Here is a 17,645-nt window from a genome sequence, read left to right as displayed (position 1 = left end):
TTGGCTTCAAATACCGTTGGAACCAGAGCGCTTGGAAGATGTACTGGGACGCGCTATTTTACTGGCACTATGACAGTGTGGTCGTCCTCTGCGGAATGATCCTGGCGATACAGGGAGTTTGGATGGGCATCAGCGTACGCATCCTGCAAGCGAACCACGGCGATTGCATCTTGGTCACACATGAGGGCCCGGATGGCGTGTTTAACCTGCTGATCGATGGTGGGAATGCGGCTACCTTCAAGTACGGCTCTCCACCGATACGCAAGGGAGCACTCTGCATCGTTCTCGATGAGCTGAAAGCTAAAGGCCAACACATCGATCTCGCGATTTTGACCCATATTGACGATGATCATATTGGCGGGTTACTGCGAGCATTCAAGGCCCCCGGGTATCTGAGTGATATGGTCAAGTCCATATGGTTTAACTCTTCACGGCTGATTACCGATCATTTCAATGCGCCGGCAATACCTGCGAACGACCTTTATCTGAGTGGCGACGCGCCTGAGACCAGCGTTAGGCAAGGCAAATTGTTCGAGACGCTGTTGGACGAAATTGGCTGTGACCGCGTTCCTCTTGTGATGGCCGGTCAGACTATTCAGAACGGCCCTTTTACATTTACGATTTTGTCACCAAACGAAGAGAAGCTTCAGAAACTTCTTTGTGTTTGGCCTAGAGAAAAAAGCCCTGCCGAAACTTCCCGAGAAACGGACTATGCGCTGAGCTTCGAGGAAATTTTGGCTAACGACTCGTTTGAGGCGGACAAATCTATACCAAATGGTAGTTCGATCGCATTTATCCTCAAGGCCGACGACAAAACTATGCTGTTTCTGGGTGACGCGCATGACGGAGCAGTAATATCAATGCTACGCACGCTGGGCTATAGCACCGATTCGAAACTCTCGGTTGATTTGGTGAAAGTTTCGCATCATGGAAGCCAGTACAACACAAGCCGAGAATTTCTTGAACTGGTGGCGAGCGACCGTTTTATGATTTCTTCCAATGGGTCGATCCATGGGCTGCCAAATAAGAGGGTGATAGCTAGAATTCTGGCTGGTAGCGACGCGAGTATTTTCTTTAATTATAGTAAAATCATTGGGCAGATATTGTTGAGTCATGAAGAAGACGCCTATTCCGAGCGCCTAATAGGACTCTGTGAAGAGATTGTTCTTTAATATGACGACTGATGAGCAAATTATTTCTTACGCCGTTAAAGTAAATACGGGTAGTGGCGTTCTTATAAGTACATTATCGCAAGACTATTCGTATGTTTTAACGGCTCGCCATGTGGTAGGGGAGCGTGCGGAGATCAGTCGGAACGGGCGAGTGATTAATGTTATCGGATCCCCTTATCACCATTCCGAGGTCGACTGCTCCATTATCAAAGTCGAGTTTCAAGCTGACATCAAACAGCGTACTTTGATGCAGGCGTTGCCGGCAGGTTCTGGGATCTCCTATGTCGGTTACCCAAGATCGAATCATGAAACGGACAGACCCTTCAAGATTTACACAGGAAGTTCTAACGACGTCGCACACCAGGTCATTGTTTGTAATTTGACAGGCAACCCTGGACAGGAATCGATTGAAGGGATGTCCGGTGGGGCGATCTACCACATTGATGGTGATATTGCGCATTTGTGGGGCGTCGAAGCTCGGATGGACGACGAAGATCCAGATGCGAGATATGGGAGAATCCGTTGCTTTCCCATCAGTCGTTTTGAAGAGATTATCGAGGCAAATGATCTTTTGCAAATCGCACCTTATTACATGGGGTGCTTTTCGAACTTCAAAGGCGATATATTTGATTTTAATGCTGCAAATCCAGCGAACGTTCAAAAGCTACGTCAGAAGCTAAATGAACAGGCAGAGTGGTTGATCGAACATGGGATGCCTACGCCTCATGATTTGATGATGCGGTATCGAAGAGAACTTCTGATAGGTGATGATGAGCCTAGCGATACCGTGTTGAGTAGAGAAATCTGGGTAGCTTACTTTGAGTTTGTGATTGTCTGCTCAATACTTGATGATGTTTACGTTGTGGATGAAGCCTATCTAGAATTACTTGATCGTAAGTGTCGATTTATGTATTCCAGTAGCGGTGACAACTGGATACGGAGGTTGTCAGATATATTCAAGGCTGCGAAAGGCATGCTTGAGGCCAATGGCGCTATGCTTATTAACTCTCCTGAAGAAAATGCAGTAGACGTACCTGACTCAGATGACCTTAATGAGGTTATCGATGATATCGCTTCCTCGCCAAAATTCAGAGAGTTAGCCAGAATTGATAGCGCGCATGTCGAATTATGGGGTACTTACTCAGTGGCGCATTTAAAAGGGCTTCGTAATAAATACGTTTTGGCTAAGCACCGAGAGTATGGAAGCGTCAATATCGGCAGTCAGCTGACAAAATTCAAGGGTTATTATGGTAGCGCTATCAAAGACGGCTCATGATCTGGGTTTTCTGAAGTCGGAGTTCAAAGAGGTAGAGTTTGAACTCTACTCCTGTGATCAGTTGCAATTCATTAATTGCATAGTTTGCTGGTTTGGCTCTTCTGAAGAAATGGTCGCGAGCTGGAAGGCTATTCAAAGTATAGTGTCGGTCAAGTTTAAGCCTGAAGCAAAATTTTCCAGATGGAATATTTACTTGGTCATGTTGTGCCCAGATCGCTTGGAAGTTCGCGAGAAATATGTTATTGAAAATGATCGGTATGCGGCTAGAAAAGTAGTTCTGGATAACCAGGGGGAGCGTCCAACTATTGAAAGTATTGAAAAGTTGATCAATGTGGAGTTGCTCGGAGCTAATTTGAAGCTTCAGAAGACACTTCCTAAGCTCCAGGCGGGAGTAAAACTTTCCATTGCTTCATTGATTAAAAATGCGCCTATAGACGCTACAAGCAAGTCGAAAGAAAAACGGGGCGAAATTGTAAATAAACTAATCGAGTATTATAGGCGAGATGAAAATAAAGAAAGTTGAGATTGAAGGTTTTCGCGCCTATAAATATAAAAAGGATGGGAACTTCGATTTTACCCTTGATGGTGATATACCATCTAATTTTGTTGCGATCTACGCTCCGAATGGGTTTGGGAAAAGCTCATTTTATGATGCTGTAGAATGGGCGCTAACGGACAGTTTGGAGAGGTACGCGGGTGAGCATAATAAAAAAAATAACCAAATAGCAGCCCGTGGGACTAAACAAGATCGGATACCTTTGAAGATCTTGCGCAACAAAGATGTTTCGGATGAGGTTTTAACCCGAGTGGAAGTGGTGACTACTCGTGGGAATTTTCCTAGGGAGCTCCCGAAGTTGAAGTGGAATTCGACTGATCTGGCCTTAGGCGTTTCTAAAGGTAAAAAAGGTAAGGAAGCCAGAATATTTAGCAAAATTATACTTTCCCAAGATGCTATTGATCGTTTCTTGCGCGAAGCTAAGCCGCAAGAGCGGTATGAGCTGTTCATGCAGCACTTTGGCGGTGAAGCCGAGGCTCTACGCCAAGAGCTTACCGCAGTTATAACTGAAAATAAGCTGACTTTGGATGCTCTTCGGAAGCAGCGGACTGAGGTCAAGAAAGAGCTTAACGCCCCGGTCGATACTGCAATTTTTGATAAATTCAACGCGCTAGCTGTGAGCCTAAACCAGGGTGGGGAGTCAATATCTCTAGTTTCTGCGAATTTTAATGCAAGTTTAGAACATCAATTACTTGCATCTATCATTGAACGAAAACATACGTTAGCGGCTTTCCATACGGCGCAGCGTCAACGTGAGACTGCTCTATTGGAGCAGTCCTCTCGGCTTGAAGAGTTGCAGTTTCATCTTGATGTGATTTCCGAACAAAGTCCTCGGTTGGCAGGGCTGGCGAAAGGTGTTAAAGACTCGCAAAATTACCAGTCTCTTTCCGCTGCTCACAGCAAAAACCTCGCAGACTGGCAAAAATGGACTGGCGAACTCACGGAACTGGAAACGATAGAAAAATTGCTTCCAAGTTTCCTCTTTGACGAATCGGAACGTAAAAGAGCGTCAGTTGAGCAAAACACACTAGAACAGCAGCAGAGCGGAATCGCCGTAGAGCTTAGAACGGCCCAAGAATCTGAAAAGCTACATCGTGATGCTCTTAGTAAGTCTGATCAGCGATCATTGGCCTTGCGGTCGATGCTGTCAAATAGCCCTGCTGTTCATGCAGAGATTGCAGTGCATCAGGCTGGTCTGTCTGGTCAGCAAACAGACCTGCAGAGCAGGATGGCAACGATTCAGGTCGACAGGGCTGACCACGAGCGTATGACGGTTGAGCTAACTAAGCTCTCTGCGATAACAATAAACGCCAAGACCTTGCTGGAGCAAGGTACGAGTCTCCCCCTACTACCAACTAACCGTCTCTCTGAAGTCTACTCCGCTCATCAAGAGTTAGACTTACTACAGCAGCATGATAATACGATCAGGAATACTCAAATAGCGCTTACCCGGCAAAAAGAGGGTGTTGAGCGTATAGTCTCTCAAGGGCTAACTTATCTTGGTGAATGGCCTAGCGATAAGTGCCCACTTTGCCGAGCAGTACACGCTTCTCCTGAGGCCTTGACGTCCGCCATAAAAAACAACGATCTCCTGACTGAGGCAGCAAGACAAAACGCAATCCAGCTTGAGCAGATTACGTCTCGGGTGACGGTGCTTAAGAGCGTTATTAACTTGGCGGTTGCTGAAGCAAAGGATCGACTCGGTAAGAAGGTGATCGAACTTAGAACTAAACTTGATCAACTTTCTCTAAAAATCAATAAAGTTCAGCGAGAATGTTCTTCTCTTATAGCCTCAAACAGCGCGACTCAGCAAACAATCGAAGCACTCCAACTGAGAGTTTGGAATCTGAGTTCCGAGGAATTACACGCTCGGGCAGGAGCTGAACTCAATAGTCTTTCTAGTATTCGAGTGTCCCAGGCCGCTCAGCTTGAGTTGGTCAGTAATGCTGTAGTTGGCTTTCAGGCCCAGCTGCAAAGAGTCAATGCAAGGTTAGAGGAGCTGCGCTTTATTCGGGAGAGCATCACATCAAAGGATCAATACAACAAAGTATTGGCCTTCGCACTGAAGGAGGCGGTTAGTGAGTTTACGGATCTCTCGGCGCATTGTGGTCAAAAACGTGACCAGCTCAGTCGTTCCCTGGGCGAAAGCTCGGCGCAACTTGAAAGGCTGTCTGTGGAATGCCATGAGCTCCAACAGGTGATGCTCGAAGATGGAAATTGGATAGATTTTCAGCAGTTAGCCATCCAGAGAGATACAGCTTCTAAATCCGTTAGCGACGCAACGTTCGCCGTGGAATCGTTCTTGGCAAGTCTCGGTAGATTGCTTGGCAAGGAGCTCACTGCCAGTCCAGATATGATTCGTTCGGAAATCGCATCGGCTCTGGGATCATCGACTGCGCAATCCGCCGATTTGGTTGCTAAAATCGATAAATTTGACCTGCTAACTGAGCAATTGAAAGCCTTCAAGCCCTATCTGGACAGCCTGGTCTTGCGCGAACGTCTTTCTGTTATAGAGCGTAGGCTCTCTGAACATCAGTTGGTCGACAAAAAGCTATCGGAAGAACGAGAGATCATATTTGACGAACTTCGGGCGCGAATTGGATCTTTCTTTTTTACGGATTTAATTAACGCGATTTATAGCCAAATTGACCCCCACCCTTCATTTAAGAAAGTAGAGTTTATTCCTGATTTTGATGGTTCGAATCAACCTGGTTTGAATATTATACTTAAAGATGGTAAAGGTGATTTGATTTCACCGATGCTCTACTTTAGTTCGGCTCAGCTTAATATACTTAGTCTTAGTGTGTTTCTGGCCAGCGCCCTACATGCAAGGGACGAGAAGGATGTTCCGTTAGACGTCATACTGATCGATGACCCTATTCAGTCAATGGATTCTATTAATATCCTTGCGGTTATTGATCTCCTTCGGAATGTCTCGCTGCGTTTTGATAAGCAAATAATCATATCAACACACGATGAGAATTTTTTCGATTTGCTCAAGCTGAAGATACCATCGGAGGTATTTGGGTCTAAGTTTTTGCAGCTGGAAAGCTTCGGTGTTGTCAGTCAAATACTGGATGCCCATGATTTCGTCGCGGGATTGTCAAAGGTAGTCTTACACGCTGACGTTAATAATGACGGCGAAAGGGAGGATTAATACTCGTTGGTTTCGCCACAGGGGGGAGAGCTACATCCCCCCTGGCTATCAACCAATTGACCCCAAAGGGATATGAAGCGTACGCACCGCATGGGCAGGGGGCGGTGTGTGAGGTATGCATCGGCCTAGACTGCGTACCATTGGCTTCCAACTGACCGAAGAAGAAGGCAGTCATGGCACATTTCGAACGTGGAATGCATTGAGTCGAAGTCGTGCTGATTAGCCGGTAAAAGTGCATCTGTGCGTACGGTTCGTGTCCACTCTAACGGAAACCCGGGGTACTGGGGTAGATACCTCATTTCTACCAAGGACAGAGATCATGTTTTCTTTTAAGAAGAAACCGCTGAGTCGAATTGATTTTATCGAACGGAATTACACCGACAAGCCGGGCTCCTACAGCATCTCATTCGATGATTTGAGATATGAAACTGTAGAGTTTGAACGGTCAATTTTCGACTACCTTATGTTGAAAGGCTCACCATCTCCTGGTAAATCAGAAACGCTGAATATGGCTATCCAAAACAGGTTGCCTAATTTTCCTCTTTATCCTCAACTGCCGAAGCTTTGGTCTGATTTTCTGGTAGAAGCCGATGAGTTGCGAAGGTTCCGTAATCAGATTATTCACTCTAATTTTGTGGATCTACCTCCGGTTACTGAGCTCTATGAGCGATTCAAAAGCGCAAACAAGCTCCTCTATCCATTTAGAATTCATGCGAGGAAAGACAAGCGTTTCTCATTCCCTATGCAGTCAGGGGGAATGTTGACAATCATGATTGATAACAGACCCTATGTCTTGAGCCCTGCAGACGTCTCCAACCTTTTGCTAGAGCTCCATCCTGCCAGTAGGGGGAAACAGAACTACGTTAAGGGGCGGGTGGTTGAGGCTAAAGTGCTTGGTTACGACGTTGAGAAATTTACGTATTTCATTGAGGGCGAACCTCCGTTTGACCTCGACCAAGATGAAGCCGCGACTTTGGAGGATTTGGTCACCTCGTGGATCGGTCAAAAGTGCTACAGCTCTTCGTCATAAGAAGGCATATCAACCGTCGAACGTGGAGTCTATCAGCCGTGGTTAGCTCATAATTTCAAGTACATCCTGTGCTCTCTGAAATAACTCATCGTAACTTATGATATCGACATCTTTCAGGGTGTTCCTAAATAACTCGAAGGATTTAATTTTTGTTGAGGTTGTTAGCTCTGCTTCGATGTCGCCTACTACAAGGAGGCATTTTGGATTGAAAGTGGAGAAGGACGTGACCGAATCCCGAACAAGGCTATGGTATTCCATAGTGATCTGCTCCTTGTAATTCAAAATCTGTGTAATTGAACCTGTTAGATCCTCACTAATAGAAAAGGCGTTAGTTCTGTAGTGTTTTCCTAAAAGTCTTGTTTTAGGTGTTTTGATTTCAATAAGGATAACGTTTCCAGTTGTTTTGTTTGTGTATAGGAAGTCAATAATGTTTCCTCCGCTATTATTTACGCTTTTACCACCGACATAGCATTTGCTACCGAATTTAATCGTGCTTGTGGGGAACGATTGAGCTAAAACTGTGGGGCAACGTTCCAGTAGCCGTTGCCAGAATTCTTCTGATGCGTTTGCGCGATTTTTTCGCCAAACGTCTAAAGCCTCTGTGATCGATAATTGGACGTTGTCATCAAGTTTGACCTCTTCAGCTGAAGGGCTGCTGGTAACTAGAGCGATGATTTTTAGGTGTTGGTCTCTAGCTTTTTTTAACCACTGCGGGCTGTATACCTCAGGTTGGCGATCAATAATCGCGTGATGATTAGGGCATAGCAGCAGGTAGTTATCTGGATCCGGTAACGCGTCCTCGTCCAAGTTTGAATTATATCTTGGGCTAAAAGGGTTAGAAGACTCGATTTGAGCTACGTGACCGATAAATGATGCACCATTTAACGTCAAGTTTTCATTGCAGCCAGGGAAGCTGCATGAGTGTCCGCTTAGATGAGATATATAGCGCCTCATTTTGACGTTAATAGACAACCTGCGGAAGGGTGAGTGTAATGTTTTTGGTTCAGATAATTCAAAATCCAAGCTCAGTACTCACTTTTAATAATTGGCTTAACGGCGTATTGGGAGTGTGTCATCTCAATATTTACTTAAGTGAAGCTCAAGTCATACTTTAACCAAAGATCATGCTGTCAATAATTTCCCGGTAAGGCTTTCATGATTTCAGAAAAGAACTCACGCATTTTTGTATTTAGTTGTATGGGAACGCCTGGTTCCGCAGCTAATATTATCGCAGCGACGCCTGCAATACCTGGGAATTCAAACGACTTCTGAATTTCTGGTATGACTAAATTGGCTTTGTTGAAGGCTAGTTTTGATTCAATTTGTTTTTTCCACTTTTCTTGGCACCATCGAGTGAGCGGCTTTTCAAGCGCGGTTCGGAACTGAGATTGCGCTGCCATTTCCAAGAAACGAACTGTTATTTCGAACAACTGAGTTAGGAATAAATCAGAACGTGTGAGAGCCGTATGGATTGTGCTTGTAATGTCATTGGCTTCGTCATCAGGATCAGGCGACAGGATTTTATCAATCCAAGTGACTGCTCCACTTAAATTGTTATGCTTTTCAATGTTTTCTCGTAGAGCTTTCAAATCTGAGATGTTACCGGATAGAGCGGCAGAAATACCGAATGCGTAAATTGCGGATCTTTGAAATCTTACAAGTCGTTCCGATTGCAAAGTATCTTTCGATGTTATTGGTACGATGGCAAATGCAGGGACTTCCGTAGCCGTGAGAGTTTCTCCATTCGCCTGGTTGAAGGCGTAGGATACGAAATCCAACCAGCGATTTAGCTGGTCGGCGAATCCGTCTACGGTTAAATTCTTTATCGAGTTGTTGAGAATGTACGATCTAAAAGTCAACTCAAAGGATGGAGCAGTTTTTCCATTCAATCTTCTTACTAGGTTGCTAAGTGCCTGTGTAGGCCCTACTGCCTCAGACTCCGTTGTAGCAAAGAGATACCAAGTGGTGTCTAGGGATGCTCGCGGAAGCTTAACTATATCCGCAGGTGGATTCGGGTTACTACACATTCCCGCAAGCATTGATGTAGGTTCGCCGTTGATGAGGGGTTCATTCTCCGCGCCGATTATTTGTACGTGCAACCACAGTAATCCATGGCGTATAACACGACTGCAATACGCGGCCTGTAACGAGTCCTCTGAATCAATCTCTGGAAGCTGCTCAATCACTTCTCGATATATATCGACAGCCATGCCAAGATCTTCTGCTTTGAACAGTGCAAGAGCATAGTCGGCCTTCAACCCCAGAGCTATAGCGTTAAAGGATCCGCTTGCTACTGCCAACGCATCTTTGTGTGCTTGAAAAAATTGAGACGCCGCCGCTTTCCAGTCGCCTGTTTCGGCGAAGCTAATACCTGTTTCTCTACGCAAAAACATTCGTTCTAACGGTTCGAATTCATCAACTTGAGAGTCAATATCCCTCACTATCGAAATGACGTCATGGTGTTTGCGCTGGCGAAGATAGATCTTTGATCGTGCTCTGGCTAAGTCGATAACAGTCCCGAACTCTGTCTCTGCTTGCTTGATTAACTCAAGGGCGCTGTCAGGATCCCCTGAGTATTCATCGAGCATGATGCTCGCTGCAACCAGGAGAAAAATTGTGAGTTGTGCATGACCCCAACTACGGGTGAGTTGCGCCATCTGCTGATAACTTTGGAGGCGCTGCGACCATCGATTTTGCCTGAGCGAACTTCTTCAAGCCAAGGGCCATTTACTAGTGCAGCGGTTCCTTCACGAGTAGTAAGGGTAAAGCCAAGATATTCCTCACGCTCCTGCCGATCTAAGTGATGCAACTCATCGAATAAGTTTTGCTGTGCATGCACGCTGCCAATTCGTATAGCTTGCGCGATAAACAGCCCACCATTTTGATCCAATTTATTAATGGAGGGGAGGAACTCTGTTTTTTTTGCGATGGAAGCTCGAAATTTTCGGAGAAGGCTGAACCAGTTTGGGAGTATCGTGGGGAGGTCATTGAGACATAATGCTTTGCCCATTGCCATCGACTGGAACATGCCTTCATCTTGAGGGTCGGATTTCTTTATCTCCGATTCAAGGGTTTTCCACACGTTTGATGGATGCGATGTTTTGTTGTCAAGAGATGCAGCAATAGCGAACTGGTTCAACCTGAATAGAATTGCTATTGCTGGATCTTTGGGAACAATTGATGAGTCAAGAGATGCAAAGCGCAGGCTAGGGAACCACTCTGCAATGATCTTTAGTTCTTCGTGTTTTGCTCTCAGTAGCGCTCCGCCTAACTGGACTAAAATATTATTACTTTTCCCTTTGATGCTATGAAGGAACAGATCGTCCACGGTCGTCACGTCGAGCTTGCCAGTCTCAAAAAGACTTTCAGCAAGCACTCGATGAACTGCTACCTGTTCCGTAGGAAGAAGTGTGTTTTCACCCGCATTAGCAATCAATGGGGACACCCTCAGCAATCCGGAGCCGAGTTTGTCGATCCAAGGGCCTATCAAAGTGTCCAAGTGTTCGCCGGCAGAGTGGATTTGGGGTTCGATCTCTCCTAATTGCAATGCACTCTTTCGCTTGAAGCGGCCAACGGCCAGACTTGTTCGATACAAAAATTTCCTTGGTTCAACATCTAGAGCGTTTACCAAGTTTTGACGGATCGCCTCCCGCTCTTCCTCGATGTCGACACCAATTTCAGTTCTGGTGAGGTCATCAATGTCCGTGGTTGGCCATCCCCTTTGCTTCAATCCAGTGAGTACCACCCTAACCAATTGCGGGTGGCCGTTGCCGCCCGCGTATCGCACAAATGACGTCCATCGGGAGGCATCCCCTCCGATCATTTGTACAAGGCTGGCAACTTCAGGATGACTCAGCGCGGGGATTCGGAGGCTTGCTCCAGCATCCAAGTCGAGTTTTTCAAGTGCGCGGAAAGACAAGTCTTTGTAGCAGGTCACGATGCAGGCTGAGTTGTGTCTTTTGAGGCTGCGGAGCAGCCGAGCGAGAGCCGCAGTGACCTTCGGTGTATTTAGTTCGTTAAGGTCGTCCAGGATGATGCCAGCCAGAGGGGTTGCGGCTGTTTCACCCAAAGCTTTATTTAGCCGATATTCACACACTTCAGCAGCTACATCTCGAAGATCAACCATCATCCATTTGCCGCCGCTGGCTCGTGCGGAGAGCCTGGCCACCACTGATTTACCCATGCCAGTACCGGCTGATAGGATGGCGACGGAGGTCGATTCTAGGATTTTGGTTACAGCCTGGACAACGTCTTGTCGCGGTAATAGAAGAGTGGGCAGTGGCACAACATCTAAGGTTTCTAACGTGGCCGGCAGTTCGAGGTCTTGCAACTGATGTTGGCCCGTCTGCTGAGCCATGATGCTCTCAAGCAAGCTATTGGGTAGTGATGAGCGACCGGCATCTGCGCACAAATTCAGTAGCGCGGCGGAATCCAAATACCGTGCCTTCGGCTCCGTGCGAAGAGCACAGTCCAAGACCGATTGCAGTACAACTGCTGATAGAGGTTCTGAATCGCTTGGCAAAAGCCGAAGCCGGTCACTGCCATAAGACACGAGCGCACCTGACAACTCCAGCCTCACGTCCGTAAGCCCAGGCTCACCGCAATCCCAAGTTATCTTCTGCAGTAAATCCAGCCGTAGCTCTTCATCACTGCGAGCTTGAATAAACGATCTCACGCGGTTAGAGATTTCGGCTCTCAAAATCGCATCACGTAGTGGTTTCACCTCAGCATTGCGCGCTGCTTGTTGCCAGTAATCGAGTACTGCGTGGCCATCTACCCGGTGGCTGATTTCTCGCTCACGGCCGATAGGTGAGGTGGAGAGAAAGCGAAGGGTGGCTTGGGTGTCCGGGTTGCGCTCGACTAAGTCGACAAAGTTGTCCAGAGCCTCCCGCACGTCCTGGGAGTTGATCGTGATACTTCCGGATCCGAGAGTGTCCTTGACTTGGACGCCTTTTAAAGAGTCCTCAGCCGCGATCGCATAATCTTCTGCCACCTCAAGATAAAGCCGTTCACCCGGCTTCAAGCGGATCCACGCAAGCGCGCTGACATAGAGCTGATATGCATACCCCCGGAGGGCATCAACAGCCTGCCTCTTTGGGTCTCCAGATGGATCTAGCAGACGGGGGCCTGACGAAAATAAATTGCTCATGTGCGCTTACAGACCTGGTGAACCACTGAAAGGTATTGTGCGGCTTAGTGCACGGCGTCAGCTTAATCTTCGTCAATGTCACTGAACGTAGAGCGCTGACCCTTGCCGGATGGTGCTTCTGCCGTGGGCATGTCTAAGAACACGCTCGTGCCCTCATCCTCTGACTGCCTACGCTCGCATGCAGATATCGCTTCGCGGGCATCACTCGAAAGATTGTGCAACTGTTGCTTAAGATCGTCGTCATTCACGCCTAATATTTCCGCGTTTTCTATGAACGAGGTGACCTTCGAAAACTGATCCTCGATGTCGGAATCGAGATCCACATCCAGCTCTATATTCGCGATCTCTTCTGAGATGTAATTATTTATAACATCAAGAATCTTTAAGGTCAGAGTGATCAGCTCATGGGGCCTGAACAGGGTCAGTATCTCTTCGCTAGGGAGGAACGAGATGTCCCATTTTTTGAGCGCGGCCTGCTCCAGTTCAAAGCAGCACCGGCTTCGAATGTCATCAGGAAGGAGTAACAACGAATGCGCCTGGGCGAGCATTCGGTATTCAGCCCGCCATGCAATTTTGTACCATGGATCGGTTCGACCTCTGCGGCGTAGAAGCTCAGGTTCCAACTCAATTAGTCGTTTCAAAAAGGTCAGGGGAGCTCGCCTGCCGAGAAAGGCAAACAGATTCTCGTTCTGCTTGGGTTCGTTTGGAACCTCCAACAACCTCTCAGCCAACGTTTCAAAATGCGCTGTGCGAATCAACACGGCGTCTTTTACGTTCTGCGCGCCATCGCAGACGGCCTCCGTCAGAATCGTTTCAGTCTTCGCGCCTTTCAGATAGAAACCCACTAGGTCTGGACGAGCGCTAAGTATGCTGCTGATGGCGTCTGCAAAAGTCGGATGGATGAAAGACCAGTAGATCTCGTTGTTTTCCTCTTTCTGCGTCAGAAAGGAGTCTTTCAGTTGAAGAAGAGCTTGGGTGATAAGGGCTTCAGAGGTTCCAAACTTATCAGCAACCTTTTGGATGCCATCAAGCTCGCCTTGAATTGGTAGGCGCGACCTGGCAAGAAACACGATGGTCATGGCTGCTAGCTGGGGGGCGGCCAACTCGTTAATCGTGTCTTTCAAAAACTCTTGTGGATGATTGATGAAACGAACCAGGTCATCCGGAAGCTTGTTGATAGCGGATGTGTAGGTGGGATCGCCTAGACGCCGTGCGATTTCGGGCAGCAAGTTTAGGTCTTCAGAAATACCGGCCAAGTGAGGTTTAACCTGACGCTTCCAGTCGTGAGATTGCTGACCTGCCTTGATATGGTTATACAGAATTTGCTCACGCTCGCTCGCAAGAAGCTCTCCCACCTGTACGGTCGCTTTCCCGCTAGCAAGCAGTTGGTGGTTCCGAGTTCCAAGACGAAGCCGGGCTTCATTCCAGATATGCGTTCTGGAGGTGAGTATGAAATAGCAGCCCTGTTCCAATGCGGTCTTCATCTTGGGAAGGAATTCGATCCATGCATCGACGTAATCTTCCCTCATCTGGTTCGGGCCAAATGCATCGTCGACCCAAAAAAGCCTCTTGGGCTCGTTAGGGTTCCAATACGTTTTGATCTCCAATGGGCCGTCACATTTGAAACACTCCAACTGATCAGTATCTGCCGCCATCGTCGCGAGGATAGCTGCGAGCATGGACTTACCTGCCGCCGGTGCTCCCAGAAGCAATACGAGTCGATGCTCCCCGAGCACCTTGACTGCTGCTCGATGCGCATCTGTTGGGACGTAGATTCGAAGGGAGGGGAGAAGATGCCCCAGCAGTGCACGTGTCTGTGAAGCACATCGCTCATCAATAATCGATGACAGGTCGCCCAAGCCGTATACCCTGGGTACCAAGGCTCTCAAGCGAGCACTAGCGCGGATCTCGGTCGTCAGCCATTCCTTGCCACATACGTGGGGGGCTTGAACGCCTTGAGCCCGCAGAAGATCTCTTACCGCCGCCGCTACGGGGGCATCTACTCCCATGTTTGTGATCAGGTAGTAACTACTTGCACGACCGTCTTGAACCAAAGCAGCCACGCTCTCTAGTTCAGAATGGATATCGCTGACTTTCAAACGGCGCTCGGCCTTGCCGCTGAATTTGCACTGGATGGTCGCCTCTTGGAACTGCCCCGAATCATCCAGCAACAGGAATACTGCGTCCTGGCCACCATCTTGAGCCTCTCGATAGGTCAAAACTGTCCGATGGAGGGATTCGCTGCACACCTGGGCGCAAAGATCTTGGAACGCTTTCCAGCCGAGAGTATGCAATGAAAAGTCGGGCTGATATGTGGCTTGAGCGGAAGGCGGGAGGGTCACGATAGCGTCAGTCCTTGGGCTTCGATCATAGACATTTCGAACGCGAACTCAGTGTTTCACTCGATTGAGAGCGTTTCAAACAGTTTGTCGGCCGCTAAGACGTAGGAACTGTTCTATCACTCAGATCGATGCCAGTGCCGGCCAACAGTCGAAGTAGATATCCCGAGCTTTCTAGCAACCTCTCTCTGGTTCAATCCTTGATGCTTCAGCTCAAGGACTTCGCGTGTTGTCTCACTCCCTTTTGCCGTAAGCGGGTGAGCGATCTCATCACTGGTTACGTGAGCATCGAGCATTTGCAAACTTCTCAGCTCGCTTCTTACGCGCAGGAGTACCTCAGCTGCCGTCGAATTTTGTTCGGCCGCATAGACTAGAGCAATGAGCGAAAGAGGGTGCAACTTCAAGCCCTTCGCGAGCTCATCGCTCGCCTCAACGGTCACTGAACACTGCGCGGCTTCCAATCGGCTGACGTATGAGGCAGTCATCGAACCAGAGATTTTTTGCTGCGATTGGCCTTGCCGTCCGCGTACGAACTTTAAGGCAACTGCAAAGGCTTGGCGAAGCGTCATGCCGAACGTCCCTTCAAACAGAACGATATGCCGCGATTGCCTAGTCCCGTACAAATGCATATAATCATTCGTGCGGGATTTAATCGCTTTTACACCCTTGCTTCAGTCGGGACGTTCAACCGTGATGCGCCCAACCAGATGTGTTTCTTGGCCTAGAGGATGCTGAATTCAATATAGGGCCAAATCGAAAACTCACTCGGTTTATGGCGTTTCCAGATTTCGGCTCAGGCTGGCGGCACGGCGTTTTTAGCGGTTTATGACTGATCCAGATCGTCACCCGTGACCGTGCGACTTAAAGTCGAATGGGCAGGCAAGGCGCCATACACCAGCCAAAAGAAATCGACGGTTTGATATGAAAATCCAGATTTACTCAGACCTGCACAACGAGTTCGCCCTGTTCGAGCCGCCTGACACAGATGCCGACATTGTCGTATTGGCAGGTGACATCGACGTCCAAGCGCGAGGCGTGAAATGGGCCAACGAGACCTTCAGCTGCCCCGTGATTTACGTCTGCGGGAATCACGAGTTTTACAAAGGCCACATCGACCACACGCTTCGCAAAATGCGAGAGTCAGATGCACCGCACGTGCACGTTTTGGAAAATCAGGTTTGGATTTGCAACCAAACGCGGTTTTTGGTCACAACGTCCTGGACGGATTTCTCCTCTACCGGAGACACCGTGGAAGCCATGGTGACCTGCGGAATGTGGATGAATGACTTTCAGGTGATCAGAGCAGAAGAGCGCTTTCGACGACTACGCCCGACAGACGTGATCGAGCGAAACCATGAAGCTTTTGATTTTTTGGTCGCCGAGCTCGCCAAACCGTTTGAAGGGAAAACCGTCGTGGTGACGCACCATTGTCCGGTTCCAGAAGTCGCAGGTGATAAGCATGACGGCCATTTGAGTGCGGCCTATACAAACCGGTGGAATGCACTTTTGCCGATGGTGGACGTTTGGATTTTTGGGCATACACATCGTGCCGTGGATACGGAGTTAGGAGGATGCCGGCTCATTTCAAATCCGCGTGGTTACCCCCAAGAAGAAACAGGCTTCATCTCGGATTTCACGATAGAGATCTGATCGGTGATGGAGGAGGGGCAGGATGTACTGGATCAAAACGTACGGAGCAAAATTGTCCGACTTCAGGTTTCACAGGTATCCAACGGTCATTGAGAGAGCAAGGGTTGCAATCGCGGATCCAGACGTTGTTGGGTACCTTTTGTGCGCTCTGGAGCGCCCTCCAAAAATTACAGGTCTTCTGTTCTGTGACCCAGCGCAAAGGTACCCGGAAGGTTTACCCATACATGCACTACCCGTTGTAGGTCGAAGCCAGCGTGCAGGCTACGACGTTTTTACGACAATCGATGGTGGGATTTTTGTCGTTGCCCACTGGCTTTTTCAGAACGGTGCTTTAGATCGTTTCGATCGAGTTCATTGAGGTGCTTTGTGGGTTTCTCGTGGTCGATAAAAGAGGCTTAGGAAAAGAAAGAAATGGCTCTACCAACATGCGTTTTGGACGCCAAGACAATTGATTTCGGCGTCCAAGTGACAGGCTACCTGTGCTGCGCCGAGTCCCAGCCTCTCTGCATGATCGGAGTGGTTTTTTCTGAAACACGCGGGCGGTTTGAGGACGGGAAAACGATCCGTACTTCGAGGCTCGTAAAGGTGTTCGAACTTATGGGATATCAGCTTTGTGAAACTCACAACGGAAGCCGATACGTTGTTTGTCACTGGTGGCATGAGAACGGCGCTATGCCCGAGATCAATATGATCCACTAGCGAATTATAGGCTTTTCAATCGGCATCCAAGGCTACCCAACTCCCACGATGCACGGCGTCTAGATGTCTGGAACCGTGTCGCTTTGAAAGTCTTTAGAAAACAAGGCAACAGTGTGCAAGCAGATTTGATTGAAGATGTGCTGTATGGCCCCGCCCAGATGCTCGGTGGCTCTCAGCTTGAAGACGGTGAGCTCATTCAACTGGCGCGTGAGGAGTTCGAGGGGCAGCCATTTTGCATTGTTCGGAATTGGATGCTACTCGACGTCATGCTCGCCGAGGTCCAGGAGCGTGAAGTGAGGAAGCAGGGACTTCAGCCCACTGTACTTTTCATCAGCCATGCTGTGTACGACAGTGATGCCAGCGTCCCAGCTAGCGATGGTTTCGTCACTGGCTATCAGAAAGACTTCCACGGATGCTTTTTTGAAAGCAAGGACAAGCTGTACATCCTGGCTGGCCGTGGTGCAAGAAAGCACGTGAGTGTGCCTGCTGTCGCAGCGCTGCATGAAAATTTGTCAGGGCTCGTCAGGTAGTTGCGAGATAGGGAAAAGCTCCAGGTTTGGGCGGAGTGCCTTGCTCGCGATTGAAGTGATTCAGCGACGCTGATCGAGAAAATTTTC

At 48.3% G+C, this 17,645-nt stretch carries 12 protein-coding genes; 7 read left to right on the top strand and 5 right to left on the bottom strand.

The window, feature by feature from the left end; genetic code table 11:
- Nucleotides 1-122: 122 nt before the first annotated feature.
- From RS887_RS04405 to RS887_RS04385, 5 genes are all read left to right on the top strand, one after another.
- Nucleotides 123-1,172 (top strand): ComEC/Rec2 family competence protein, encoded by a 1,050-nt coding sequence (locus RS887_RS04405; RefSeq protein WP_322614520.1) that lies wholly within the window; start codon nt 123-125, stop codon nt 1,170-1,172.
- 1 nt (nt 1,173) lies between these two features.
- Nucleotides 1,174-2,448, top strand: a complete 1,275-nt coding sequence (locus RS887_RS04400) for an ABC-three component system protein (RefSeq protein WP_322614519.1) — start codon at nt 1,174-1,176, stop codon at nt 2,446-2,448.
- Nucleotides 2,420-2,971 carry an ABC-three component system middle component 1 gene (locus RS887_RS04395; RefSeq protein ID WP_322614518.1) on the top strand — a complete coding sequence of 184 codons (552 nt, stop codon included), beginning with the start codon at nt 2,420-2,422 and terminating at the stop codon, nt 2,969-2,971. The genes RS887_RS04400 and RS887_RS04395 overlap by 29 nt, the downstream gene beginning before the upstream one ends.
- Nucleotides 2,952-6,161 (top strand): AAA family ATPase, encoded by a 3,210-nt coding sequence (locus RS887_RS04390; protein ID WP_322614517.1) that lies wholly within the window; start codon nt 2,952-2,954, stop codon nt 6,159-6,161. The genes RS887_RS04395 and RS887_RS04390 overlap by 20 nt, the downstream gene beginning before the upstream one ends.
- Before the next feature lie 319 nt (nt 6,162-6,480).
- Nucleotides 6,481-7,191: a hypothetical protein gene (locus RS887_RS04385; RefSeq protein ID WP_322614516.1), complete on the top strand. Its 711-nt coding sequence runs from the start codon at nt 6,481-6,483 to the stop codon at nt 7,189-7,191.
- A gap of 42 nt (nt 7,192-7,233) precedes the next feature.
- Here RS887_RS04385 and RS887_RS04380 read toward each other — a convergent pair whose 3' ends face one another.
- The 5 genes from RS887_RS04380 to RS887_RS04360 form a co-directional block, all read right to left on the bottom strand.
- Nucleotides 7,234-8,214 (bottom strand): Shedu immune nuclease family protein, encoded by a 981-nt coding sequence (locus tag RS887_RS04380; protein ID WP_322614515.1) that lies wholly within the window; start codon nt 8,212-8,214, stop codon nt 7,234-7,236.
- Nucleotides 8,215-8,321: 107 nt separating this feature from the next.
- Nucleotides 8,322-9,779: a hypothetical protein gene (locus tag RS887_RS04375; protein WP_322614514.1), complete on the bottom strand. Its 1,458-nt coding sequence runs from the start codon at nt 9,777-9,779 to the stop codon at nt 8,322-8,324.
- Complete coding sequence (locus RS887_RS04370) at nt 9,734-12,340, bottom strand: hypothetical protein (protein ID WP_322614513.1); 2,607 nt, start codon at nt 12,338-12,340, stop codon at nt 9,734-9,736. Before RS887_RS04370 ends, RS887_RS04375 begins: the two co-directional genes overlap by 46 nt.
- A gap of 62 nt (nt 12,341-12,402) precedes the next feature.
- Complete coding sequence (locus RS887_RS04365; RefSeq protein WP_322614512.1) at nt 12,403-14,682, bottom strand: hypothetical protein; 2,280 nt, start codon at nt 14,680-14,682, stop codon at nt 12,403-12,405.
- Between the two features lie 116 nt (nt 14,683-14,798).
- Nucleotides 14,799-15,248, bottom strand: a complete 450-nt coding sequence (locus tag RS887_RS04360; RefSeq protein ID WP_322614511.1) for an ECF-type sigma factor — start codon at nt 15,246-15,248, stop codon at nt 14,799-14,801.
- A gap of 352 nt (nt 15,249-15,600) precedes the next feature.
- Between RS887_RS04360 and RS887_RS04355 the strand changes: the two genes are divergently transcribed.
- Together RS887_RS04355 and RS887_RS04350 are read left to right on the top strand one after the other, a co-directional pair.
- Nucleotides 15,601-16,329, top strand: coding sequence for a metallophosphoesterase family protein (locus tag RS887_RS04355; protein WP_322614510.1), 729 nt, complete (start codon nt 15,601-15,603; stop codon nt 16,327-16,329).
- Nucleotides 16,330-17,111: 782 nt separating this feature from the next.
- On the top strand, nt 17,112-17,558 hold the full coding sequence (locus RS887_RS04350; protein WP_322614509.1) for a DUF6957 family protein: 447 nt from the start codon (nt 17,112-17,114) through the stop codon (nt 17,556-17,558).
- The last annotated feature ends 87 nt before the right edge of the window (nt 17,559-17,645 follow it).

This window comes from Pseudomonas sp. BIC9C (genome assembly GCF_034541995.1).
GTDB lineage: Bacteria > Pseudomonadota > Gammaproteobacteria > Pseudomonadales > Pseudomonadaceae > Aquipseudomonas > Aquipseudomonas fluorescens_CC.
This window is presented reverse-complemented; position numbering and strand designations above follow the sequence as displayed.

Bases quoted from the DNA above. Each gene is read 5' to 3' on its own strand.
- RS887_RS04405 (WP_322614520.1), top strand. From the start codon at position 123: ATGGGCATCAGCGTACGCATCCTGCAAGCGAACCACGGCGATTGCATC.
- RS887_RS04400 (WP_322614519.1), top strand. From the start codon at position 1,174: ATGACGACTGATGAGCAAATTATTTCTTACGCCGTTAAAGTAAATACG.
- RS887_RS04395 (WP_322614518.1), top strand. From the start codon at position 2,420: ATGGTAGCGCTATCAAAGACGGCTCATGATCTGGGTTTTCTGAAGTCG.
- RS887_RS04390 (WP_322614517.1), top strand. From the start codon at position 2,952: ATGAAAATAAAGAAAGTTGAGATTGAAGGTTTTCGCGCCTATAAATAT.
- RS887_RS04385 (WP_322614516.1), top strand. From the start codon at position 6,481: ATGTTTTCTTTTAAGAAGAAACCGCTGAGTCGAATTGATTTTATCGAA.
- RS887_RS04375 (WP_322614514.1), bottom strand. From the start codon at position 9,779: ATGCTCGATGAATACTCAGGGGATCCTGACAGCGCCCTTGAGTTAATC.
- RS887_RS04370 (WP_322614513.1), bottom strand. From the start codon at position 12,340: ATGAGCAATTTATTTTCGTCAGGCCCCCGTCTGCTAGATCCATCTGGA.
- RS887_RS04360 (WP_322614511.1), bottom strand. From the start codon at position 15,248: ATGACGCTTCGCCAAGCCTTTGCAGTTGCCTTAAAGTTCGTACGCGGA.
- RS887_RS04355 (WP_322614510.1), top strand. From the start codon at position 15,601: ATGAAAATCCAGATTTACTCAGACCTGCACAACGAGTTCGCCCTGTTC.